The sequence below is a fragment of the Actinoplanes sp. HUAS TT8 genome (genome assembly GCF_051380535.1).
In the GTDB taxonomy this organism is placed as follows: Bacteria; Actinomycetota; Actinomycetes; order Mycobacteriales; family Micromonosporaceae; genus Actinoplanes.
Map to the genome: position 1 here is coordinate 149,767 of NZ_CP195646.1, position 23,505 is coordinate 173,271.

Genomic DNA, 23,505 nt, shown 5'->3' on the forward strand with positions numbered 1-23,505 from the left:
TCTACCCCGTGGGCCAGCGCCAGTGGTCAGGCGGCGGCCGCGTACGGCGAGCTGTCCTCCTCTTCGGTGTCGATGACGGTCGGCCGCAGGGGCACGGGATCGGATCCCTCGTTCTGCGGGTCGTCGTCGACACCGTCCGGTGAGGTCGTCTCGACGTCGACGTCGACGTCGACGTCGCTGTCGGTCGGGTCCGCGTCCTGCTCGTCGGAGGTCGCGGCGTCCTGGTCGCTCTCGTCGTCGCTCTCGTCGACGTCCTCGGCTGTGGTGGCCGGCCGCAGGTAGTCATAGAGCTGCTGTTCGGCCTCGGACATCGGGTAGCCGTCGGCGGTGAGCTGGTCCAACCAGGCGACGGCGGGTTCCTTGCTGACCCAGGTCAGGTTCCGGACCAGCGCGTCACCGAGATTGCTCTCCTGCTTGCAGGCGAACTTCGCGATCAGGCTGCGGCGCAGCCGGTCCTCACCCGCGACGGCGATCTCGTCGGTGGTGAGGCCACCGAGTGCGCGGTACAGCTCCTCGAGGTCACCGCCGCGGTACATGCTGTGGCCGTTGTTGGCCGCCCGCAGCGTCGCGGTGGCCAGCTTGCGGCAGGTCTTGGCGGTGCCGTAGGTGCGCTGCACGAACTCGTGCCGCACCTGCTCTGCCGCCCGCAGCCCGTCGAGCATCTCCTCGCGCTGGCGATCCTTCTCCTGCTGCTCGGCGATCTCCTGCGCGCCCATGCCCTCGTGCTCGTCAGCTTCCTGGTGGTAGCCGTACTTGGCCGGGTCCTCGCAGTACACGACGGTGCGGGCCGCACCGCCGATCTTCTCTACGAACGCGTGGAACCCCGGCAGCGTCTTGATCAAATCGACGTCGAGAGCCTGACCGTCGGCGCCGACGAGCCGGTCGGCGGCGATCGCCGTGCTGTCGTAGCCGAACCCCCGCGGCTTCGGGGTGACATCGACGCCGTCGATGAGCAGCTGGGCCTTGGCCAGGTCCCGGCTTCGGCCGTACGTGCGCTTGTCGCGCAGCGCGCTGAGGGTGTGCTTGAAGTCGTACTCGCCCTTGCCGATCTTGTCGAGCAGCCGCTGCTGGTCCTCCGGGGAGTCCTCGAATTCCTCCAGGCCCTGCGCCATGTCGAGCGTCAGCGCGTCCGCGTTGAGGGCACGCTGCGCCCGGGCGGGCAGGGCCAGGGCCTTGACCGCGGTGCTCACCTTCTCCACCGCAATGTTGCGGGCCTGGGCGATGGTCTCCACGTCCCAGTCGAGGCTCAGCAGCATCTGGTAGGCGCCGGCTTCCTCGATGGCCTCGAGGTCCTTGCGATGGGTGTTGGCTTCCAGGATGGTGAGGATCTCGAACGCGGCGCCGGCGTCCGCGACGATGATGGCCGGCACTCCAGCCTGCTCGGCTTCGATCGCCGCGTAGTGGCGGCGCTTGCCGCCGAGAACCTCGAAGACCTCGGTGACCGGCTCGCCGGCCTCGCCACCGTCGACCTCCGTGGTCTCCTCGGCGGGCAGTTCGTCGACCGGCACCGGGCGAGCGACGACGACCAGCGGATCCCGGACACCGAACATACGGATCGAGGCGACCAGGTCCCCGAGGTCGCCGAGGTCCTTACGGGGGTGCAGCGGGCTGTCCCGCAGGTACTCCGGCTTCAGGTAGCCGGCACGAAACGGCGGCAGCTGCACGTCCTCACCGGTGTTGAGCCAGATCGGGCCGGAGACGATTTCCCCGACCACAACCGGCGAGCCCGGCTCGAGGCCGACCGCCGCCTGCAGCGTGCCCTCCGGGACCGTGCCGGCGCCGGGCTGCTCAGCAACCTCGGTGGAGCTCTCCGTAGTGATAGCGACAGTAGTCACGATGGATCTGTCCTCCCAGAAAGAGAAAAGAAAATGGCCAGGGGCGTCCGCCACGGGCTTTGGTGGCCCTGGGCGGTGCTGGCACGATCCGCTCGGGCCGGCCGATCGGCGCAGACCCGCAAGACCCGCCGGGCAGCAACAACGCAGCCCAGCGGGTTCGGTGAACGGTGGGTCTTGCAGGGCCAGACGCGGTCGGCCAGGATCAAGTGCCAGCACAACCCGGGGGCCACCGCCCACGGCGGCGCCCCCAACAATCATGAAGAAATAACAAGAAAAACCCGCAATAACCGCGTCTTAAAAAGGCGCGGCAAAGTCGAAAAAATCGACGAAATGCGCCGTAATCGCGGACTGTTGAAACACGGTAGGCGACCAGGTCAGGACATTGCCTAACGGAAACTAGCGTTGATATTTTCCGCGGCGTCGTCAGCTGCCGCGCCGATCAGTACGCGCGTATCGGTGCCTGGTCGCGTGGTCCGGCGATGCGATGCTCCGGTAGGGCGAGCCGGGCCGGGAGCGTCGGTGATCAGCCATCAGCCGGGCAGCGAGCATCGGTGCCAGCTCGGCGATCGGCCACCGCACCTGCCAGCCGTCGTGGACCGGCCCGACGCCGGTAGCGGCGACTACTTCCCACAGCAGCGCGGTAACCCGGTGCGGCGGGGTGCGGTCCCACACCTGCCGGCAGGCGGGCCGCAGCTGCGAGTGCACGTCGATGCTGGCCAGACCGGTCCAGGACTCGGCGATGTCTTCGGTCCGCAGAGCCTGGTGATCGTCGTTGTCGAGGATCGCCTGCGGACCGGGCAGCGCGCTCAGGGCGTCGATGGCGGCGGCGGGCAGATCGGCGACGAACGCGCCGAGCTCGGTCACATCGCGGGCGACGGTATCGGTCCACACATCGGGGAACCGGCGGTGCAGACTGCGGAAGTTGCTGCGCTGCACCACGTGGGCCAGGCCCGGCGACGCGTCGCCGCAGGCGACCCGGCCGCAGTTGACGTACACAGCCTGCTCAGGGTGCCGGCGCCAGTCAGTAACCGTCAGGGGCGTCACGTAGCCGGCCTGGCGACGGGGCGGATCGGCGAAGCCCAGGCGGTATCCCGCGGCCCGGAGCCGTTCGATGACGGGGGCAGCGGTGTCGTCGAACAGCCGTATGAGCCGCTGCTTGTTACGGGGCAGCCAGATTACCGGCAGCGCCCTGCCGGCTGTCTCTGCAGAAGCCGGCGACATCCCGGTTCCCGCGATGATTACCGCGGCGGACGGTGCCGGGTGCTGGCCGATGGCAGTGAGCTGGTCGGTGCCGATGAGCGTGAGCGCTGCTGTGCTCCTTCCTGCAGCGGGATCGTGCTGCTGGCGCACGCTCAGGTGCAGGCCGGCGACGGTCGCCAATCGAGCGACCGTCGCGGTCAGCCTCGCGTCGCCGGTGATCAGGAGTGCACCGGTCACGGGTGGCTCCCCGTCGGCGGCGCGTCCAGCTGTTTAGCGAGGGGCCAGCGCAGCCGGTGGGCGGGCAGGTGCGCGTCCACCAGGTACCCGACGATGCGGGTGAAACCGTCACCGGGGGCGATCGCGCGAGCCCGGTCGAGAGCGGCCACAGCTAGGGCGTCCTGACCGCGTCGCCATGCCGACCAGGCGGCCAGACTGGCCGGTGCGGCCACATGCTGCTGCGGGGCCCGGCGGGTGACGTCGAGCCACAGCGCGTGTTGCCAGTGGCGTCCGCGGGTGTAGTGCCAGGCGGTCACCAGCTGCTCCCGGTCGTGCAGGGCCAGACACATCCGAGCAACCTGGTCGGCGGTGAGCCGCTCACCGTTGCGGGCGGCTCTCATCAGCGACTCCACGTCTGCCGGCGGTGCAGCCTCGTCGATGGTGTCGAGCGCGGCCTGTATTTCGGCTTGACCGATGTCGTCCGGGGCGACCAGCGCGTGCACTTCCTCCCCGGAGGGCAACGCCACCCGGCCGGTCAAAGCCAGCTCGGCGGCGATCCGGGTGCTGCGCGGATCGACGGGCACGCCGCCAGCGGCCGCACAGTCGCAATCGGGGGTCAGGCAGGTCAGTACGCCGTCGTCGTAGAGGAACCGGCCGAAGACCGGCGTGAAAAATTCGAGCACTTCGCTGACGGCGGTGATCTTCGGCCGGTGGATGGCGGGCCCGTAGCCGATGAGTACGGTGCCGCGAGCCTTCTCCGGGATGCGCAGGGTCAGGTGCGTGAGCAGCGTGCCGGTCGGTTCGCTCAGCGGCAGGCTGATCACCTGCGGCAACGGCTGATCGGGCCGGTTGATAACCGCGATCAGCGCATCGGTGGGATGGTAGCCGAGCATATGCGGCACCAGGCCGACCAACTGATCGGCGTCGCCCTTGCGCGGCAGGAAAGCGGATTCGAGCATGGTTGTGGAGCTCCTTCTAGAAAACGTTGGCAATCACGCCGGGCGGTGATCAGCGTCGGCAGGGACAGCGATAAGGGCGGGCGGATGACAGCGCGGCGCGTCGCGGCAGAACGCGATGCCCGGCTGTTGGCCTGGTTGGGGCGATTCGGTCCGGGCAGCAGCACCGGCGATCACGGCGACGACGATCAGCGCGCGCGGGTCCGGCAGCAGCATTGGGTCGGAGACGATCTCGACCGCGCGCTGCCGTCCACGTGGCCGGGCAGCCGAGAGTCCGCGGCGTGCTCGGGTCGGTCACGACCGGTTCCGCGGCAGGTCCGCGGCAGTGGCCATGAGGGCGAGGTAGAGGCTGGTGGCGGTGGAGCAGACGGCGGTCAGCACGAACGCGGCAACGTCATCGGCGTCGTGGAACAGTGCGGCGGTCAGCCGGTCGGAGGCCACGGTAATGACATGTCCGACGGTGACCAGGACGAGGAATCCGCCGTCGCGACGTTCCCCTGACACGGTCGGCTCGATGCGGATGCCGGTGATCGGGGCGTCGAAGGTGAGGATCTGCTGCCGGACGCAGGCGTGAATGAACCCGGCCACAGCGGCACCGAAACCGGAATCCCGCGAATCGAGCGCCTGGACGGCTGCCGTCAGCAGGTCGTCGCCGTCCGGAGCAGCGGCGTTCGGCAGAAACGCGGCGAGCGCCCTGTCGTGAGCCTGCACGACTGACCGAACATCTCGGCGGCGGCTGCGCCACGAGGACAGCAAGCGGAAAGCGAAAAGCATCAACGCCTCCAGAAACAGAGGAAGGGCGCCCACCCGAAGGTGAGCGCCCTGTTTTGGAGAAAGAAGAGGAGGATCCTGGGCCGGCTGCCGTGTGGTCAGCTTGCGCGTTTGATCGAGATCGCCTCCCGGCCGCCGCCGGCGTCCTGCACCCAGACCGTGAGGTCGACCGGCAGGCTCGGTGTGTCGACGACGAGGTCGAACGCGATGTTCGCGGCGTGCGCCACGGATGCGGCCCACACCGTGAACGGCCCGTACCGGCATGCGCTGAGCGCACCGCTGCCACTGTGCAGGTCGACGGAGACGGTAAACGGCTTGATGAAAGCGGGTCTGCCGGCACCGACGGTGTTGATCACGTCACCGGCATCGGCGACCCATTCCGCGGAACCTTCACGGAGCAGCTGGTGACAGCCGCCTGACTGGACATCGGTGACCGGCCCGGGCACCGCGCACACCCGATAACCGGCGCGAGCCGCCCGCCGGGCCGTCAGCACGAGGTGACTGCCCAGCACGGCCTGCACGACGACCGTGCCTGAGGCGAGCTGGCACAGCAGTTGGTCAGCGAACATCCTGCGGTACGGCGTCGGGACCGATCCTGGCGGGAATGGGCTGATCACCGCCCCGCGGGCTACGGCACGCGTCACAGCGTCGGCTACCGCCGACCCGAACGGCTGGTCGAGGCCCTGGTCAGTGACCACGACCGTCCTGGCGTCGGGCTCCGACAGCGCCGTGGCCAGCACGCGCCGGTCGATGCCGGGCGCTGTGCTCGTGACGATCGTCCGCGCCGCATCGATGAGATCGAGCGTGAATTCGTCGGCTAAATGCAGGCCGTAGCCGCTACCGGCGCGGGCACCGATGATCGCCACCGATGGATCGAGAATACCGGTGAGGTCCGGACTGCCTTTGACCCATAGGCACGGAAGGTCGTCGCAGCCGGTGCCGGCCGGCCAGCCGGGATCGCCGGGAACAACGAGCGTGGCTGCCGGCACAGCGCGCTCGCGCAGCGATCGGCCCAAGGCGCGTAGCTCGTCGAGGGCCTGCTCGGGGTCCAGCGGCAGCCCGTCAGCGAGTTTCGGGAATACCCAGGAGCCGACCAGCAGCCCTTGTGCCTGGACGGCACCGGCCAGATGGGCGGGCAGGGCACGCCCGGCGTAGTACGACAGGCCGGCTCGGATACTGCGGTCGTCGTCGGTGTTCATACGGCCTCCGCTTACTGCTAGCGGTGGGCCCGGCGGGCCGGTGAGGCGGGCGCCGCCGGGAGGGACGGCACGGAAAAGGCCCACCCGGTGCGCCGACGGCGTCAAGCCCCGGCCCTCGTTCACCCCGAACGGCGACGACATCGCACTTTGCAGCGAGGCCGGGTTGCGGCGGCCGGTGGCTGGACGACGGCGGTGCCCGGGCGGGACAGTGCCCTGTCCTTTTCCGGCAAGCGCGCTACCTGCCCGGGCGCACCACTGGCGGCTGACCGCGAGGACCACCGCGAGTGCGGGTCATCAGGATCCCATCCGTCACTGCCGGGGTCCGCCAAGACAGCTGCAATGGAGAAGCTGATGGGCCGGTCAGATCAACGCGGCGTCAATCTTCGTGACCGCCCGGCGGGCCACGTCTTCGGTCAGCCCGGTATCGATCGTCGCTCCGGCCTGCTGCACGATGACGACGAGCACACCGCCGCGCCGCACGACCGTCGTGTCGAAATTCATGGTCTTACCGAAAACGGTGGCCGTCGCGCGGAAGGCGAACGTCTCATCGGCGAGCTGAGGAAACGACAGCGCCAAGAAGTACATGTCGAACGGCACGCCATCATCTGTCTGGTCACTGAGTTTCTTGCACGCTGTTACCGCAGCGGAGAACTCGGCGCACAGGTCTTTCGCGTCGGCCTCAGGCATCGGGAGCAGCGCCTCGCTGAGGTCGGCTCCGTCGGGAGCGGTGAAGTCCGAGTCGACGGTGTCGGCCTGGCTCACTTTCGGCATCACGGCGTCGTAGGCGGGGCACTGAGCGTATTGCCCGGTCGTGTCCTTCTTCGGTGAGTCGGTGCCGGGCTTGACGGTCCAGCCGGTCGGCAGGTCGGCCGCGGTCAGCAGCGCACCTCTGGCCTGCTCGACGGTCAGCGTGCGCAGCGGGACCTGCCCGGCCGCAGCGACAGTATCCGCGTCATCGGTGGTGCGGGCACGTTCATCACCGGCATCACACCCGGTCAGAACGGTCACGAGCAGCGCCGCTGCGGCCACCCAGCGTCCTGCGCGCATCATTTCCTCCCCGTAGGAAATCGCCCGATGACATCGGCGATCATCGTAGCGTTTGGTGTGAATACCTTGTGGGCGGTCGCTGCGGATCGCGATGGCTAGTCAGCTTCGCTGCGTCGGTTCGGAACGGAAGGCTGTGGGTTAGCGGGAACCGTCAGTAGTCGAGCGCCCGGTGACGGCAGATGGCGGGCGCAGGAAGTCACGGACCTCGGTCAACGCGAAGCCGAGCAGGTTGCGGCCCGGCCAGCCGGCAGGATCAGCAAGCCGCGGATCCGTCACGCTCAGGCCGGCGCCCCACGCCTGGTCGTGTGGCGCCGCCTCGACCAGCACCGCCGGACCGGTGCCGATCAGCCACCGGCCCGCGGCCAGGTTCTGCCGGAACTTGTACCAGCTGCCGGCAGCGACGATGCGGTAACAGCCTGCTGCCATCGGGTTTCGTCGAACCCACGGACTCGCCGCCCGAGCCGTTTGCAGCGTCCCGCGTCCGATTCCGCGAGAATCTGGCGCAGGGCGTCGGTATCGCCGAACAGGCGGGCCTTCTGCGCCATCATCCATGCCTCCGCGTGCGGGTACCGGACTCCAGCGATGGTGAACGGCAGCGGCGCCCACTGCGAGGCCATCCACGGCCCCGCAGCACCGTCGGCGGGCATCCGGTGGCCGTAGAACGGCAACAGTGGAACCGGATCGCCGGCCGCGGCCCGCTCGATCAGCTGGCGTAGCGACTCGTCCGGTCCCACCAATCTCTGTGTGATCTGCGAACTCATTTTGATCCTCCTTCCGTCGAGCCTCGGGAGCACCCGGAATCTTTCCGGGCGGCGCCGCTGCAGAGGCGGCGCCGGAAACCGGAGTACCGGGTTGTGGGCCGTTGTCACCAGTCCCACGACGGCAGCGCGTCGACGCGGTCGGCGTCGCTGTCGAGCAGGATGTAGGAGGCGCCGAAACGGCTCGCGTAGTCCCACAGCCGCCAGACCTCCTCCGGCACGGTGGCAGGATGATCGGCGCGGTGTTCGGCGAGCACGCTGGGGACGTACGGCAGCCAGCCGTACCCGGTGTCGTGGGCGGTGACACCGCGGTAGGTATCCAAGTAGTCGCAGATGCGCTCGGGTAAGTGATGCGTGGACAGATCGAGCACGCACAGGATCCGCGGACCTGCGGTCTTGGTGGTCAGCTGGGTCCGGGCGCGGTTGAGTCAGCCGTGCAGCGCCGCTTCGGTGCCGGCGACCAGAATGCCGTCCTCACCGTTGTGGGCGATGATCGACAACATGCCGTCGGGCTCGGGCTCGTCGACGTCTTTCGCCATCTCGGACGTCTCAGCGCTGTTCAGGACCAGGATGTCGTGAGGTGCTTCGACGCGTTCCAACCTGACCGACATGACTGTGTGCTCCTTCAGAAGTAAGGCAAAGAGCGGTGACGACCGCCGCCAGGCCACGCTTTGGCGGAGCGCGGCGCGGCGACGGCCGGTGTGTTCCTGGAATCAGCTGTTGTGGCCGCTGTTGTCGGTGGCACTGGTGCCGGACGGCTGGGGGCTGTCGAGCCCGAGTCGGCAGCGCTTCAGAGCGATCAGGCCCTGGGCGGGGCATGCCAGCTGTCGTCGTTCATCGGCGCACGCTCTGGCCTTCGGCCAGCGTGCGCCGAGTCGGGATCATCTTGCTGAGATCGAAGGTGCACGGCGCATCGGGCATGTCGGCTCGTATGAGGTCAGTTAGCGATGGCCGACACGTCGGCGCGAAGGCGCGGGAATCATCGGTGAGAGCGGAACGGCGGCCGGTACCCGGGCTCACACAAACACGGGCCGAGGTCCTGCTGTCAGCCGAGGAGACGTTCGACCGGGAAGTTCTCCGGCAGCGGCCAGGGCAGCTGTTCCGGTTTGAGCGGTGTGGTCAGGATAGTAGCGATCAGCACGGACAAGGTGTTGTCCGGCGCTGCGGTCGCGGCCTTGGTCAGCGCTGTCCAGGCCAGCAGGGACTCGCGGCGGCGCCAGGCGTTCCAGGCAAGCAGGTTCGCCGGCGTCGTCGCGTAGGCGTCCGGGATCCGGCGGACGAGATCGCGCCACAGGTCGTGCTGCCACTGCTGATCCGTGGTCGCCCGCCACGCGGCGGTCCGGCCGTCGGCCGTCGAGAGCGCTACCGCGAGGTATGCTGCCTGCTCGTCGGTGAGCCGGTCACCGGCTCGCGCGATCGCCATACTGGCGTGAACGGTTTCGACGGGATCCGGCAGCGGCTCCGGCAGGCACGCCAGCGCCGCGGCGGTGCGCTGCTGCGCATCCGGGTCGACGGCGACCAGGTCGTGCACCGCCTGCTGCGACGGCAACGCCACGCGGCCACGTACCGTCATCCGCGCGGGGATCACGCTGCTGTCGGGGTCCAGGACGGTGCCTTGCTCGGGCGTGCACGGGCAGCCGGTGGTGAGGCAGTAGTAACGGCCGTCGCAGACCAGCAGGCAATGGCCGACCTGAATCGCGGTGTGCAGCCCGTCCGCGATTTCAGCAAGCTGGTCGCGGTCTGACAACGGCCCGTAGCCGACGACGTACGCTGTAGCAGCGCCGACGGTCGAAGCCATCGTGATGCTCTGGCCGACGATGACGGACACCGGTGCGGTCCGGTCAAACGCCAGGGCATCAGTGAGCCGGCCATGCGCATTGAGGAACACCACGAGCACGCACTGGTCGGGGTGAAAGCCCGCCACGTACGGCAGGGCGGCGAGCAGATCGGCCGGGCCACGGGCGACAGCCGACGCTGATTCGAACATGTGATCACTCCTGGGCATCGCAGACGGGTTGCGGCCCTGATCCGCGAACTGCCGCGGGGTGTACCGCGATCGGGAGAGGCCGCCGATCGCGGGACACCGGTCCGGGACGGGCGCGGGCCGCACTGACCCCGGGCGCGGACCGGCCCTGACGGCCCAGGGCCGGCCAGGGCCAAGCCCCGCGCGGCCACCCGGCAACAGCGCCTTCCGGCGGTAACTTCGGCGTGGCCGCCCCAGGGGCGCCGGATCTTGCCGGCCCGGGACGGGGCCGGTATAAGCGCTGGCGGGCAGTGACGGCCACCGCCCACCGGCCCGGCCACGACATCCGCCACAACCAAGCGACCACTGACCGGGGATTTTCAGCCCGCCGAATTAACCGGCAGCATCTGCCTGCAGAGAGAGCTGCACCCCGGGGGGAGGGGTGCCCACTACGCTCGCTTCCCGCCACGCGCCGCCCCGCAAAATACACCCCGCGAGATGTCCGCGGCGGCCAACCCGGTCTGGTGCCCATCGGCTTCAGATATCGCCGGGCGGGTGTATGGGGTCAAGAAGCGGTAGCCGGGGCCTTCATCGCAACGCCCGTTTCACGTGCACCGCGGTTCGCGGCATATTTCCCACGTTGACCATGTGTTCGGCCATGAACTGGGCGTCGTCCTCGGCGTACGGACCAACTCGACCTGCCGTCGACGATGCAGGCGGGAATGACCTCGCGAAGTTTCCCCGAGGCGGCGAGGCGTTGCCGATACGGGTGCCACCAGTTGGCGCCTCGCTGGCTCGCCTCGACGACACCCTCATTGACCTCGACGACATGATTCATCGACAGCCCCTTACGGTCTCCGGCCCGGGTAACTCACCCGGGCACAACGTCATGAGCTGTTAGATCTCGGAGTCGGGCCGGTTGATTTCCTCGAGGATGTCGTCCACCGAGGTGACCGGCCGGGCCGCCGGGTAGCGGCGCAGCATGTCGTGGCCGCCCTGCGACAGCACGGAGGTGACCGGACCGGGAACGATCATCGCCGGGCGTTTCAGTTCGAGCGCGCGGCCCAGCATTTGGATGGTGCCGCTGCGCGGTGCGGCCTCCACCACAACCGTGCCCGCGGTCACTGCGGCGACGATTCTGTTCCGGAGCAGAAAACGGTGCCGCAGCGGCTCGAAACCGGTCGGCCATTCACTGACCAGCAGGCCACGCTCAGCGATCCGGTCGAACAGCGCGAGGTTGGCAGCGGGGTAGGGCCGGTCCAGCCCACAGGCGAGCACCGCAACGGTGCGACTGCCATCGGCGCCCATCGCGCCTCGGTGAGCAGCTGCATCGATGCCGTACGCACCGCCCGAGGTGACCGTCCAGCCGCGCTCGGCCAAACCGGACGCGAAACTGCTGCTGACATGAACGCCGTAACTGCTCGCGGCACGAGCTCCGACGATCGCCACCGATCTGGTGCAAGCATCACCGAGCGACCCGGCACCGCGCACCCACAGACACAGCGGTGGCATGGTGTCGCGGACCCTGGCGGCGGATGCCGGTGCTCTGGCGGTTGCCAGGTCGTCGATCGGGGCGGGCCACTCCGTATCCGACGGTGTGACCAGCCTTATGCCCGAGCGGTCAGCGTGCCGCAGCGCGATATCGGCGGCTCGGCGGACGTCGACCATGCGGGTGCGGGCGGCGACAGCGGCCCGCAGGTCGGTGTCGGCGAGGTCGCCGGCGAGCAGCTGGTCCAGGGCATTGGCTGCACCGGTCTGCTCCACCATCGACCAGACGCTGCTGGTGCCGGGGTCTGCGAGCCAGGTCAGCGCGACCCGGGCGACCCGGTCCGCTGCGTCTGAGGACTGGCTTGTCTGCGATTTACAGCGCGGAGTCATGTGAACCTCCTGGGGTGAGCAGAGGCGGATGAAGTGGATGAAGGTATCGACGCTGCGGCCGGGCTTGAGGTGCGCTTCGGTGTGAGTTCGCGGCTGCCGCGTTCCGGGCGCTTCGACGGCCGCTGGCGGCAGTGTTGTCCTGCGTCGTCGGCCTCGTGCTGCCAGCCACGGAAGGTGCGTGGGCCCTGCAGCTTGAGGAAGTGCGGGATGTGGTTGGCGGGGATGCCAACCGGGGCGGGGCCGTCGATGGCGAGCAGATCGGAGGCCGACTGGTCGTGATAGCCGGCCGCGACCAGTGCCTCGACGGTCGGGAAGACATCGACGACCCGATCCCGGTGCTCGTCGAGCAGGCCGTCCTGGGCGCCGCCGAAGCTGTATGCCCAGCGGAAGTTGGGCGGCGGGCACGGCTCGACGAGCCTCTTGAAGCGGCGGACTTCCTTGGTGTAGGAGTAGAACCGGCAGCCGGGGTGAGCGGCCATGATCGACAGCCAGGAATGTAAGTAGGCGTCGCTGAAGAAATCGCCGGCGTCGTGGATCCGCACGATGATGCTGCGGCGCTTACGGCCGATCTCGGCGATCATCTGAGCGGTGAAACCGGGCAGATCGTCGAGCACGTACGCGAGGTTGCGTTCGTGCCGTTCGCGGACGGTGCGGAACCGGTATGTGCCGGCCCGGGCGTAGCAGACCTTCGCACAGATGCCGGCACTGGGACAGGCGTTGTAGGTACGTCCGTCGGCCATCCGGCCTGCCCAAGCGGGCAGGCACCAGTTGAAGATGCCGTCACGGCGCAGATTGCGGTTCTGGGTCAGGAGCCGATCCGGGCGCACAGCGAGGCGCTGCGCAGCGGACAAGCCGGAATCCATAGCAGTGAACCTCCTTCGCAGGTGATCGGTGGCAGCGGAGGTGACGGCGATGAGGCGACGTCGCCTGCACTGCCCTGGGCGGCCGTCAGCGCTCGGTGTTGTCGCGGGCCCTACGGCGATCGGCCGGGGTCCGCGGGTAGCCCATCCCCGCCTCGAACACGATCGGTCTCCCGACGTGTTTGCTCTGGTAGAGCGCGATGTCGGCGTTCGTCAACGCGCCGTTCCACGGGTAGCCCTCCGGCACAGATGCCAGCCCGGCACTGCCGGAGACCGTCAGCGGGCCGGTCGGCAGGTCAGCGATCGTGAGGGCTCCGGTTGCCGCGGTGGCGACCGCTAAAGCTGTCGCGCGGGTCGTCGTGGGCAGGATGACGGCGAATTCGTCACCGCCGAGCCGCCCGGCCCACCCGCCGTGCTGGGACGCCAGGTCGGCCAGGCGGTGCCCGAGCGCGGACAGGATTTGATCGCCGACGGGATGCCCATGCCGGTCGTTGGCCAGCTTGAAGGCGTCGAGATCTATCACGATCACATAGCGCCGCAGGCTGGCCGCGCGGACGAAGGCGTCCTCGAGGCCGGAACGATTCAGCAGGCCGGACAGCGGATCATGCAGAACGAGCCGGGTTAGCCTGTCGACCTCAGCTTGTTGACGCCGGATCACCGGCGTCGCGGTGAGCCGGCCGACGACAGCGCCGATCACCAGAGCGGCGAACAGGGGCACAGCAACGGAAAACCAGTGCATAGGAAGCGCCTCCACACAGAGACACCCGGATCCCGCAGCCAGGCTGCGACCACGGGATCCGGAGAAGGCGGTAAGAGCAGATGCCGGGCGATCACGCGCCGGCTAACGGATCGATGGTGTTAGGCGGCTGCGGCCTTCGCCGCCAGGTGCAGCGCCTGGGTGGCGGTGGTCTCCATCCGGTAGGCGACGTCCGCGTCAGCGACGCTGCGTCCGAACGACGTGACCGCCTGCATGACCCCACCAGCGCTCAGATCGGCGCCGACGATGAAGTGCGACAGAATCTCCCGCTGCTGTTCCTCGGTGTACTTGAGCTCCTTGCTCACGATCTTGATCGTCTCGTCCGGCCGGGCGACCACGATCCCGGCAGCCTGCTCCAGATCGCGGACTGCCCGGGTGACGAAGTCGACGTCCAGGTACGCGCGGACGGCATCCTTGGTCTGCTCGGTGATCAGTTCGAGAAGTTTCCGCAGCGTCTCCGGAGACGGGTCGATGATCCCGTCATCGTGGGTGATCTTGGCGCCTTTGTGGGTGCGGCTGAGCAGGGCCTTGTCGATGGTCTGGCCGTTTTTGCAGACCTTGACCCGGATGAACGGGGCGAGACTGTACTTACCGAATCCCGTCTCGGAGTTGGTGAGGATGAAACCGCCGTTGATGACCGGCAGGTCACTGCCGCGTCGGCCGTCGAACGGTGAGCGATAGTTACGCAGCAACTCTGGCGCCAGGACCTCGATCTCCGGTGAGATGAACCGGACATACATCCGCCGGTCGGTGAGGTCGCACGAGTCCACCGTGACGGATACGCCGGTGTCACGAATACCGTCCAGGACGGCAAGCAGCACGTCCAGGTTGTCCAACCGCAGGAACCGGTCGGACAGGAACGCCCGCGCGACACCGCCGTCACTGCCGCCGGCAGTGTGCCGCAGGCACCGCACGAGGAACCGCCGGTGGTCACGCTCCATCCAGGTGTTGACGTTGTAATCGAGCGCTGGCACGTTGTCCTGCGCCATCCGCCGCAGATACGGCAGCGGGATGTTGAGCTTCTCGCCGACTCCGGCGAGCGCGATGTCGCTGAGCGTGTAGGCGCCTGCCGTCAGGGTGACGCCGGTGCTGCTGATGTCCGGCTCGGTTCCCTTGAGAAGCAGCATCCCGTCCTGGCAGCTCAGGGCGCCGCTGCCGGCGATCACATCGATCGCCCGGGTGTTCTGGTCGTTCAAGATCCCCATCAGATCGGGCAGTCCGATGTGACGGTTCGGTGCGACGGTGAGAACCGACTGAGTCATGAGGTACGTCCTCCACGAGCGCGGAGCCACCACCGTGGCGGCTGACGGGACGCGCTCGTCCGAGCCGGGTCCGAGGTGGCCCGGCGGGGCGAGCGCGTGCTGGCCCCGGTGCCCATGGCCGATCCGGCTGGACGGACGGCAAGGCGGGGCGAGGAGATCTCTGGCCGAAGGCCAAGATGTTTTCGCCCCGCCTTGCGGCCGGCGCCGGGTCGAGCCACCGTGCCCGGCCAGCACCGCCGCCAGCCGGGCCACCTCGACCTGCTCGGCGATGTGCGCCCACCCCGGGCAGGCCTGAAGCGGCAGGCTCAGACGAACACCGCAACAACCTCAGCGATGACTTCATCGGGTCATATCCAGCTGAGCGTCATTGACCCGACGCTTCGTCTAAGCGTCATATGCCGTTCGTGTTGTGAGGGGGGCGGCAAGGTGACCCCCTACCTCGGCTTTCTGTCACGTCATTCAGTTTCGGTGTTCTCGGTCGAGACAACCAGCGGCAACCAGCGGCAACTGGAGACAACTATCTTTTCGTTCTTGCTCGCTGCAATGTTGAGCGCAGGAACCGGGCGATCTACTCATCGCCGGTCTTAGCGCTGCGATTGCTGTCGTGTTGACACGGTTTTCCGCACGGTAACTTCGCTGCCGGTTCCCTTTCTTCGATAGTGAAGGGAAACATCGTGAGACGAAGTCGAACGTTGTGGCTCTCGGCTACCCGGGCAGGGGCATTAGTGGCGCTACTGAGCGCGGCTTTAGTGGCGGCGGTGGTCCTGGCATTTGGGAATTCCGCGTATGCCAGCGTGTCGGAATACCACGGCATGCAGGTGAGCAAGGTCAGAGGATGCGCCACCAACTTCCGCATCGGCTCGACGGCACGACTCAAGACCCCCACCGGCGCCGACTACGGGTGGGTCGAATGGCGAGCGAGCCGGACCAGCCACTGCGCAGGCTACCAATGGGTTCGCATGCATCTCACGCGTGACATCGGATACGTCAAGGGCGAATCACGTAAGCGCATGCTCGTGTTCTACGAGAACCGCGCCAAGGGGCCGACGGTATACGGCATCTGGAAGCCGAACAAGACTTCGAGCGGTGCGCGGTATCTGAAAAAGGGCGTCTACAACACCGAAATCCTTTACGCGCCCAACGCGAAAGGCTGTTCCTACTTTAACGTATACGTCTCAGCGGCAAATGCGGGAAGCCCCTACAGTGCTCTCGAGATCGCCGGGCAGGGCACTACGTCAAGACCGACGTTCTGCGCATAGCCCGCCGCCGCGAGGCTCACCTGAAATTCGCTTTTCTTCGGGCGTTGCCGTCCTCTGAGTGCCGGATGAATTCGGCCCTTCTCGCCCGGCGCATCACATTGATGTCCCCCTGCATCGCACTTGCGAACGTTAGGCTCGCCGCCCCATTCGCGGCGACGGGAATGCCTGGCGAACGCCCTTCGCAGATCGGAGCGGAAATGAAACTCATGAAGAAGACAACGATCGCCGCGATGGCCGCCTCTGCCGCGGCCGCCACGGCGATTGTCGGCGGTGTCGTCTCGCCGGCGTTCGCCGGTAATACCTCGTGTACCGCTCCGTACTGGTACGCGTGGCACCGGACCTGCACCACGGGAACCATCGGCCCGAACAGCCAGCACAAGATCTGGATCTCAGTCTCGGCTTGCAAGGGCAGCCCCTGGCGCGTCTGGGACACCGGGACCGGCGTGACGATCGCCTCGGGCACCGGAAGTCTCAGCAGCAAGGCGATCGGCGGGCTCTACGGCACCTACCAGGCCAAGCTGACCGAAGCCTGCTGGCGCGACAGCATCGCCCTGGCCAGCTGAGCCCAGACGACGCGAGCCTGCATGCCTAAGCAGGCCGGCCGCTGCCCGCCAGCCCGCGGCCGGCCTGCCTTTCGCGCTACCCGACGAGACAACCACCAGCGCCCGATGGCCAGCCGCCACCACCAAACACAACCTCAAACGCCTCACGGAGAAACGCGTGCGAATCCTTCTGCTGGTCACCGCTTTCAACGGGTTGAGCCAGCGCGTCTGGTGCGCCCTGCAAACCCTCGGACATGACGTCGGTGTACACATCGCCGGCGACGGCGCCGACATCATCGCCGGAGTCCGCAGTGTGAACCCGGACCTGATCCTGTGCCCGTACCTGACTAAGCGGATCCCGGCAGAGGTGTGGCAGCACTGGCCGACAATCGTCATTCATCCCGGACCAGTCGGTGATCGCGGCCCGTCGTCGCTGGACTGGGCCATCAGCGACGGCGTCGCCCGCTGGGGTGTCACCGCCCTGCAGGCCGTCGAAGAAATGGACGCCGGCCCGGTCTGGGCGACGCGCACGTTCACCATGCCGGCTGCCAGCCCGCGCAAATCGGCCCTGTACGCCGGACCGGTCGCTGACGCGGCCCTGGCGTGTGTTCTGGAGGTCGTCGCCAAGGCCGCCGACCGCTCGTTTACCCCGACCCCGGCAGACCGGATGCCGGTCGATGTGCCAGGTGCCCGGGCCCGGCCGGCGATGCGGCAGACGGATCGGGTGATCGACTGGGCGGGGCCGAGCGAGCAGATCGTGCGGCGCATTCGCGCCGCTGACGGCAGTCCGGGCGTGCTGACCGAGGTGGCCGGGCTGCCGGTGTACGCCTACGACGCTCATCCCGGCACGGTTCGCGGGCGCCGGCCGGGCGAAGTGCTGCTGCGCCGTGAAGGCGCTGTGCTGGTCGCAGCGGGCGACGGCAGTGTCTGGCTCGGGCACCTGCGACCAGCTGTCAGTGAGGGTGGCCGGCCGGCGATCAAGTTGCCGGCGGTCACCGCCTTGGGATCGTTGGTGCACGGTGTTGCGCACGCGGCGAGCCGATCAGGACGTGGGCCTCAGACGGCGTCCGGGTACGGGCAGATCCGGTATCGGCGTGCTGGCGCGCTTGCGCCGGGGTGTGCCCGGCCCGGACCAGGCGGATAATCATGAGAGCGGTGTCGAGCCATGCGGCGCCGCGGCACGGCATCGCCCAATCGACGACAGCGATCGACTCGCCGTCGATCAGGAAGTAGACCGGCTCGACCAGCAACGACCGGCCGACGGAATAGCAGGAGCGCCCCGGCCCCCATCCGCTTGCGGGGCAGTGTGGCCGTGTAATCCTCCGAGGTCACCTATCCAGGCTAAACGGCAGCGTGCCAGCGGCCCATATCCTCGCCCGCTCACGATCGGGGGAACTCGTGCAGCTGCCGAATCCCGTCTCAGCCCGGTCAGCCGCCGTCGTCCACCAGTTTGATGGCTGGGCACGTTGGTTCTCGCGCGCCGGGTGCGTTGGACTGCAGGATGGTCCGGTGGATGCTGACGGCTGGCCCGCGCTGCCCGCGCCCGTTCAGGGGCGGCTCGCCGAGGCTGTCGCTGGTGTCCCGGGTCTGACGGCCGACAGGGATCCGGTACTGCGGCTGACCGACAAGGCCGTCACCGTCGTCGGTGGCTACCACGGTCGGGCTGCGGTGATCAAGGTTCTGCTCGCAGGCGATGGGTATTGGCGGGACCGGTTCGAGCACGAGACGCTGCTCTATCGGGCGTTCGCAGAGCGACGCCCGGCGTTCACGGTGCCGAATTTGTACTTCACCGGGCCGGGTGTACTGGTGGTGCAGCGGCTACCCGGTCGCGCTGCTCACACCGACCGGTATCCGCCGCCGCTGCCAGCTCCGGTGGTGCAGGCGATGCTGACCCGCCTGCTTACCCTCGGCAACTGGCAACCCCCGGGACCACCGGCCATCCCGGGATTCAACATAGCGGAGCATTTGACGCGGGCAACCGCGTCCGGAGGGCTTACGCTCGATGATGCCGCACTGATTCGGCGCATTTTGCGGGAGCAGCCGGTGTGCTTCGCCCACGGGGATCCGCTCGCCAGCAACTTCTTGGCCGACCCGGACGATACGGCCGGAGCCTGGATCGACTTCGAACACGCCGGACCACATCCGCCCGGTGCGGATCTGGCGCTGCTCGGCGTGCTGCTCGGCCGGCACGACCAGGGAGCGGCCGTGCGATGCCGGGAGATAGCGCGGGCAGCGGGATGGGCCGGCATTTACACCGCCATGCGGATGCTGTGGCTGGCTCGGGAACGGCGGCTTTACCGCGACGTGTTCGGCGCTGACCAGCACCGCGCACTGATCGGCTGGCTCGACGAGCAAGCTGCCCTCACCGGTACCCAGCTACGCCAGCTTCGCGCGCTGCCAGCCGTTGGGGACGTTTCCGCGGGGTGAGCGGCAGCGCGTGGTGGATCCCTCGGGCGGCGCAGCGGTTTAGCCGGATGCCGCGGCACGCGCGGTGTGCCGCATGAGCAGCATGGTGGTGACCGGGCCGACTCCACCGGGGACCGGCGTCACCAGACCGGCGTGCCCGGCTGCGTACGGGCCGACGTCGCCGGTGAGGCCGCCATCCGGGGTGGGATTGGTGCCGACGTCGATGACCACGGCACCGGGTTTGATGTGCTGCTGCCCGATCAGGTGGGCGTGGCCGACGGCGGCGACCAAAACGTCCGCCTCGGCGCACACATCGGCGAGCCGGCCGGTTCGTGAGTGGCAGACGGTGACGGTGGCGTGCTGGTCGAGCAGCAGCAGCGCCGCCGGTTTGCCGACGACGGTGGACCGGCCGACCACGACCGCGCGGGCGCCGACGAGCGGGACCTGTTCGTGGTGCAGGATTTCCAGGACGGCGGCGGCCGTCGCGGGCGGGTAGGTGGGCAGTCCGGCGGCAAGTCTGCCCAAGCTGACCGAGTTGGAGCCGTCGACGTCTTTGCCCGCATCGATGTGCGCGCTGACGTCGTCGAGCCGGACGCCGGGAGGCAGCGGTGTCTGGCAGATGATGCCGTGCACGCCCGGATCGGCGGACAACGCGTCCAACCGCTCGATGATCGTCTCCCGGGAGGGGTTCTCGAGCTGGTCGACCTGGCAGCGGATCCCGACCTTGCCGGCGACCCTTTCGATGGAGCGCACGTACCACGCGGACGCCTCGTCAGCGGTGGGCAGGAGCACGGCCAGCGTCGGCGTGACCCCGGCGGCCGTCAGACCGGTGACCGCAGCGGTGACGTCCTGGGCGATGGCGGCGGCAATCGCCCGCCCGTCGATCAGTCTCATCCGCGCACCCTGTCGCGAACCGCGCCCACGATGCTCGCCGCGATCGTGGCCGCCTCGGCGTGCCGGTCGAGTTCCGCCCGTAGCGCGTCGCGCCGACTGGCGTCCTTCATCGCGGCCAGGTTGACCTCGACGTTGATCGTCGCGGCGTCAAGCGCGGCGCGGGCCGACGCCGCAGCAGCAGCGACGTCCGACAACACGTTGACGTTGGCGCCGTCCAGGATCCGCTCGGCGTGACCGATGATCGCGGCGGCCACCGCTGCGGTCCGCAGCGGCACCTGCGCGGCGCCGACGAGAGCGTGCTGGATCGCCGCGGAGCGCGCCTGCCGCTGCGCGTCGGTGTCCTTGGGCAGCCGGTATGCGTCCGACACCGCGCCGAACGCGTCCGCGTCATCGGCGGCCAGTTGCAGCGCCTGGGCCCGCAGCCCGGTCACCTCGACCAGCGTGTCGCGCATCAACTGGTCGTGCTCGGCGTAGCGAGGCTTGCCGATGGTCAGGTTGCACACCATCGCCACCAGCGCCGCGCCGGTCGCCGCGCTCAAGGCTGCTGCGGCCCCACCGCCCGGGGCGGGAGCCTCGGAGGCGAGATCCTCCAGCCACGCGCCCAAGGTCTGGTTCACCACGGCATTACGCCCTCTCCTGACTGATCGGAGTTCTCCAGGGAAACTAACGCCGGTTGACCGTCGGCGGCGCGCATATCGGTCGGTAACGGCCATGCTGCGACGGTCAATCGCTCGAACGAGCGCCAGGCCACGACGCGAGGGGCGGCGAGCCTGCTCGCGAGTAGGTCGGCGCCGAAGCTCCGCCGGTGAACGGGTCACGTGTCGATCATGGCCAGCAGGTCCTCGATCAGGGGTTGAAGGGCGTCTGCGCGGGCCCGTTGCCATGCACGGTGGGTGGGCATGCCGGGATGGGCGGGCAGTGTCGAGTTCCGGCGCCACATGCCGGCCTGGGCGATGACGAATCGTGAGGCCTCGACCGGCTGATCGGTCAGCAGGTCCAGGGCTTGCTGCCGGGCGATGCCGGGGCCCTCGGCATGGCCCGCGGCCACGACATCGGCGGCCAGCAGCGCACGGTCAAGCCAGGGCGCGCCCGCCGCGCCGGATCCCCAGTCCACGAGGACAGCGACACCGGCCGCGGGGTCGACGATGGCGTTGTCGCCGCGGATGTCCTGATGCGTCAGGAACCGGCCGCTGGTCCAGGTCCGCCATCCGATCGTCGCCGCGGTAAGCCGGTCGAGGTGCCGGGCCTCCCAGCCGGTCAGGTCGCCCGGCTCGGCCGCCAGGTTCACCCAGCCGTCGAGGTCGGGCAGGCGGGCAAGCACCGGCGGCAGGCTTTCGGGGGCCGTCACCCTAGCTGTGGCCGCGCATGCTCTCGCCACGGCAGCAACCGCAGCGGTCGTCCACGGCGGGCCGGCGACCGCTCCCCGCACGTGGTCGGTGACGAGCGCAATCCAGTCGCCGATCTCGATAACAGCCCGCAGCCGAGCGGCGGGAACGGTGGCGGGCACGACGGCCAGCACGGCGGCTTCCTGCTGATAAAGCTCGTGAGAGCGTGCGTTGACGTGCGCGCTCATCGCCTTGACGAAGACCGTGTCACCGTTGCCCAGCGACAACGTGGCGGCAGGACCGGGTGTCATCCCACCGTGAACATCGGTGAAGCCGATGATCGGGCTACCCACGCGCGCTTCAACGGCTCGGGCCAACGGTGCCGGCGCCGTCTGCCAGGACGGCCGGGTCGTGAACACAGGCGTCATCGTCACGGCTCCAGCCCTCGACTGCCGCCGGCACCGACGCCTCGGCTTCGCCGGTGGGCGGCAATGGCTCTCTCGGCCCACCGGGAAACCAGCGGCCTTTCGGGAAGCCCGGAATGATCGAATGGCGTCCAGCGGGCTTCCGCCACTTCCCGATTCGTCCGGAGCGCGGCCGACGAGGCAGTGCCCCTGAAGATCGTCACATGGTCTCGTTTCCCTTCGAGGTTCGTCATGAGCTGATCAAGGACCTCGACCGTGCCGGTGAATTCGATTCCCAGCTCTTCCCTGCACTCCCGCCGGACAGCGTCCTCGGCCGATTCCCTACGGGGGCGGTAGCCGCCACCCGGCAGCCCCCAGCGCTCCTGATCGGCATAGGAATGCCTCATCATCAAGCACACCCCGAGGTCGGTGGGGTGCAGGATCAACGCCTTGACGCCGAAGGTACGAGGCTTGACCACCTTCCAGTACGTTTGCAAAACCTTACTGATGACGAAGACGGCTGAATGTTGAATGATCTTCAAGGGCTGCCCGCCAGTATTGATTTCTTGTGGAATGGATCTCGCATCGGCAGCACTGCGAATCACGCGAAGGGCATGCCGATCAAATTTTTATCGCTGCCGATATTCACTGTAGAAAATGGCGTTCAGTCCGGCCATGGAAGGACGGTCAGTTCGGGCCATTGCTGCTGCCACCGTGCCGATTTGGTGATGTAGGCCTGCCGGCGCCCTGGGCCGGGATTGGGCCGCAAGACCAGGTTGAACACGTCGGCGAGGCCGTGCGGGGCGTACACGCGCCATTGGCCGGCGCGCTCCGGGCGGATGCCGACCGCGCAGGTGGTCGCGGCGAAGGAGTCGATGGCCGCCTCGGTCGAGTCGTAGGGGGCGCACGGTTCGCCGAACTTGGCCTCGTACCAGAGGTGGACCCGAGCTTCGTTGCGGATCTCCACCTCGACAGGCAGGTCCTCGAAGAGGGTGGCCGCTGTCTGGATCATCTGGTCTTCGGCTTCCCACGACGGGTCACGGTCGTCGAAGTAGAAGATGTCGAAATCCTTGATCCCGGCGTCCGCCGGCCGGCCGGTCACAACGTTCCACACGGTTTGGAACACTGCGCCGCCGGTCAGGTACCAGCCCGGCAGCCCCATGCCGGCGATCCGGTCCAGCACCATCAGTAGCCGCTCGTTGCATGACAGCGCCGAGCGCAGGGCGACAGCCTGCTCGTCGAGCGGCAAGCGGCCACTGCTGATCATGTTTCTCCTTGTCGTTGAGAACCGCACCGTTGACGGCAGGCTTCCTGCCGGCGCGCGCCGGCAGGCGGTCGCCGGTGTCAGCCGGCCGTGTTCCGAAGAAGTTCGTAACGCTCCTGCTGGAAGCCGTACTGCTCGAAGGTGCCGGCGAATACGGCACCCGCTTGTTGCAGCACCCGCCGCGACGCCTCGTTCGCGTGCTGTGTGGTGGCGATCAGCAAGTCCTCGTCGGTGTTCCGGAAGAACCAATCGCGGACTAGACGGGCGGTCTCCGTTAACGGTGGAGTCGGATATTGGTTCTGACGGAGTAGCGCGGCGATCGGTCGACTCACAGCTCGCACTGCGCGTCTTCATGTGGCAGCCCGAAGAGGTCCGTGAGCCCTGTTATGGCATCGAGTTCGGCCTGGGCGAGGTTGGCTGTAGCCCGGGCTCGCGGCACTGGCGGTGCCAGGTGCGCGCCTTCCTGAGACGGAACCACGCCACAACCGTAGCGGCCGGATTGCGGCGGTAATACATCGGCTTGCCGTGCACCGGAGATGTTTGTGCAGCTTCGTTGGGTGCAGTGCAGGCTACAACCGCGAAGGGGCGGGGGAGACGGCGCATCGACGTAGCAGCCGGTGCAACTTCGCCGCCTGGAGGCCCGGCATGTTCGCCTTCGCGAGGGGCGCCTCTTCGGACGATCGGTCAGAACCGTTACCGGCGAAGCCGA

The 23,505-nt window shown here is 68.2% G+C and carries 24 protein-coding genes and 1 pseudogene; 4 read left to right on the forward strand and 21 right to left on the reverse strand.

Features of this window, described 5'->3' with window-relative positions:
• Positions 1-26 precede the first annotated feature (26 nt).
• From ACSHV8_RS00615 to ACSHV8_RS00685, 15 genes and pseudogenes are all read right to left on the reverse strand, one after another.
• The gene (locus tag ACSHV8_RS00615; protein ID WP_436528302.1) at positions 27-1,835 is read right to left on the reverse strand and encodes a ParB/RepB/Spo0J family partition protein; all 1,809 of its coding nucleotides are present in this window, start codon (positions 1,833-1,835) and stop codon (positions 27-29) included.
• Between the two features lie 423 nt (positions 1,836-2,258).
• A complete protein-coding gene (locus ACSHV8_RS00620; RefSeq protein ID WP_436528304.1) occupies positions 2,259-3,215 on the reverse strand; it encodes a hypothetical protein in 957 nt (318 codons plus the stop codon).
• A 53-nt stretch (positions 3,216-3,268) separates the two neighbouring features.
• Positions 3,269-4,210, reverse strand: coding sequence for a DUF4192 domain-containing protein (locus ACSHV8_RS00625; protein WP_436528306.1), 942 nt, complete (start codon positions 4,208-4,210; stop codon positions 3,269-3,271).
• Positions 4,211-4,243: 33 nt separating this feature from the next.
• Positions 4,244-4,423: a hypothetical protein gene (locus ACSHV8_RS00630; RefSeq protein WP_436528308.1), complete on the reverse strand. Its 180-nt coding sequence runs from the start codon at positions 4,421-4,423 to the stop codon at positions 4,244-4,246.
• A 78-nt stretch (positions 4,424-4,501) separates the two neighbouring features.
• Entirely contained in the window at positions 4,502-5,014 is a 513-nt protein-coding gene (locus tag ACSHV8_RS00635) for a hypothetical protein (RefSeq protein WP_436528310.1), read from the reverse strand.
• Between the two features lie 62 nt (positions 5,015-5,076).
• Complete coding sequence (locus tag ACSHV8_RS00640) at positions 5,077-6,177, reverse strand: DNA-processing protein DprA (protein ID WP_436528312.1); 1,101 nt, start codon at positions 6,175-6,177, stop codon at positions 5,077-5,079.
• 360 nt (positions 6,178-6,537) lie between these two features.
• Positions 6,538-7,224 (reverse strand): hypothetical protein, encoded by a 687-nt coding sequence (locus ACSHV8_RS00645; RefSeq protein WP_436528313.1) that lies wholly within the window; start codon positions 7,222-7,224, stop codon positions 6,538-6,540.
• Between the two features lie 138 nt (positions 7,225-7,362).
• Positions 7,363-7,985: pseudogene (locus ACSHV8_RS00650) on the reverse strand (NADAR family protein).
• Positions 7,986-8,089: 104 nt separating this feature from the next.
• Positions 8,090-8,353 (reverse strand): hypothetical protein, encoded by a 264-nt coding sequence (locus ACSHV8_RS00655; RefSeq protein ID WP_436528315.1) that lies wholly within the window; start codon positions 8,351-8,353, stop codon positions 8,090-8,092.
• Positions 8,354-8,410: 57 nt separating this feature from the next.
• Positions 8,411-8,593: a hypothetical protein gene (locus ACSHV8_RS00660; protein WP_436528317.1), complete on the reverse strand. Its 183-nt coding sequence runs from the start codon at positions 8,591-8,593 to the stop codon at positions 8,411-8,413.
• Between the two features lie 434 nt (positions 8,594-9,027).
• Positions 9,028-9,969 carry a DUF4192 domain-containing protein gene (locus tag ACSHV8_RS00665; RefSeq protein WP_436528319.1) on the reverse strand — a complete coding sequence of 314 codons (942 nt, stop codon included), beginning with the start codon at positions 9,967-9,969 and terminating at the stop codon, positions 9,028-9,030.
• Positions 9,970-10,842: 873 nt separating this feature from the next.
• Positions 10,843-11,712 carry a DNA-processing protein DprA gene (locus ACSHV8_RS00670; RefSeq protein WP_436528321.1) on the reverse strand — a complete coding sequence of 290 codons (870 nt, stop codon included), beginning with the start codon at positions 11,710-11,712 and terminating at the stop codon, positions 10,843-10,845.
• Positions 11,713-11,819: 107 nt separating this feature from the next.
• Positions 11,820-12,686 (reverse strand): GP88 family protein, encoded by an 867-nt coding sequence (locus ACSHV8_RS00675; RefSeq protein WP_436528322.1) that lies wholly within the window; start codon positions 12,684-12,686, stop codon positions 11,820-11,822.
• 85 nt (positions 12,687-12,771) lie between these two features.
• The gene (locus ACSHV8_RS00680) at positions 12,772-13,422 is read right to left on the reverse strand and encodes a GGDEF domain-containing protein (RefSeq protein ID WP_436528324.1); all 651 of its coding nucleotides are present in this window, start codon (positions 13,420-13,422) and stop codon (positions 12,772-12,774) included.
• Between the two features lie 119 nt (positions 13,423-13,541).
• Complete coding sequence (locus tag ACSHV8_RS00685; RefSeq protein ID WP_436528326.1) at positions 13,542-14,702, reverse strand: DUF932 domain-containing protein; 1,161 nt, start codon at positions 14,700-14,702, stop codon at positions 13,542-13,544.
• A gap of 725 nt (positions 14,703-15,427) precedes the next feature.
• On the opposite strand from ACSHV8_RS00685, the gene ACSHV8_RS00690 reads away from it, so the two are divergent.
• The 4 genes from ACSHV8_RS00690 to ACSHV8_RS00705 all read left to right on the forward strand — a co-directional run bounded on the left by ACSHV8_RS00690 (position 15,428) and on the right by ACSHV8_RS00705 (position 18,930).
• Positions 15,428-15,961 carry a hypothetical protein gene (locus tag ACSHV8_RS00690; RefSeq protein ID WP_436528328.1) on the forward strand — a complete coding sequence of 178 codons (534 nt, stop codon included), beginning with the start codon at positions 15,428-15,430 and terminating at the stop codon, positions 15,959-15,961.
• Between the two features lie 206 nt (positions 15,962-16,167).
• On the forward strand, positions 16,168-16,524 hold the full coding sequence (locus ACSHV8_RS00695) for a hypothetical protein (RefSeq protein ID WP_436528330.1): 357 nt from the start codon (positions 16,168-16,170) through the stop codon (positions 16,522-16,524).
• 157 nt (positions 16,525-16,681) lie between these two features.
• Positions 16,682-17,647 carry a formyltransferase family protein gene (locus tag ACSHV8_RS00700; RefSeq protein WP_436528332.1) on the forward strand — a complete coding sequence of 322 codons (966 nt, stop codon included), beginning with the start codon at positions 16,682-16,684 and terminating at the stop codon, positions 17,645-17,647.
• Between the two features lie 365 nt (positions 17,648-18,012).
• Positions 18,013-18,930 carry a phosphotransferase gene (locus ACSHV8_RS00705; RefSeq protein ID WP_436528334.1) on the forward strand — a complete coding sequence of 306 codons (918 nt, stop codon included), beginning with the start codon at positions 18,013-18,015 and terminating at the stop codon, positions 18,928-18,930.
• 39 nt (positions 18,931-18,969) lie between these two features.
• Here ACSHV8_RS00705 and ACSHV8_RS00710 read toward each other — a convergent pair whose 3' ends face one another.
• The 6 genes from ACSHV8_RS00710 to ACSHV8_RS00735 all read right to left on the reverse strand — a co-directional run bounded on the left by ACSHV8_RS00710 (position 18,970) and on the right by ACSHV8_RS00735 (position 23,137).
• Positions 18,970-19,803: a bifunctional 5,10-methylenetetrahydrofolate dehydrogenase/5,10-methenyltetrahydrofolate cyclohydrolase gene (locus ACSHV8_RS00710; protein WP_436528336.1), complete on the reverse strand. Its 834-nt coding sequence runs from the start codon at positions 19,801-19,803 to the stop codon at positions 18,970-18,972.
• A complete protein-coding gene (locus ACSHV8_RS00715; RefSeq protein WP_436528338.1) occupies positions 19,800-20,420 on the reverse strand; it encodes a cyclodeaminase/cyclohydrolase family protein in 621 nt (206 codons plus the stop codon). The genes ACSHV8_RS00710 and ACSHV8_RS00715 overlap by 4 nt, the downstream gene beginning before the upstream one ends.
• A 197-nt stretch (positions 20,421-20,617) precedes the next feature.
• Complete coding sequence (locus tag ACSHV8_RS00720; protein WP_436528340.1) at positions 20,618-21,556, reverse strand: phosphotransferase; 939 nt, start codon at positions 21,554-21,556, stop codon at positions 20,618-20,620.
• A 2-nt stretch (positions 21,557-21,558) separates the two neighbouring features.
• Positions 21,559-22,137, reverse strand: coding sequence for an NUDIX domain-containing protein (locus ACSHV8_RS00725; RefSeq protein ID WP_436528342.1), 579 nt, complete (start codon positions 22,135-22,137; stop codon positions 21,559-21,561).
• Between the two features lie 59 nt (positions 22,138-22,196).
• The gene (locus tag ACSHV8_RS00730; protein ID WP_436528344.1) at positions 22,197-22,799 is read right to left on the reverse strand and encodes a nucleotidyltransferase family protein; all 603 of its coding nucleotides are present in this window, start codon (positions 22,797-22,799) and stop codon (positions 22,197-22,199) included.
• 77 nt (positions 22,800-22,876) lie between these two features.
• Positions 22,877-23,137: a GNAT family N-acetyltransferase gene (locus ACSHV8_RS00735; protein ID WP_436528346.1), complete on the reverse strand. Its 261-nt coding sequence runs from the start codon at positions 23,135-23,137 to the stop codon at positions 22,877-22,879.
• Between the last annotated feature and the right edge of the window lie 368 nt (positions 23,138-23,505).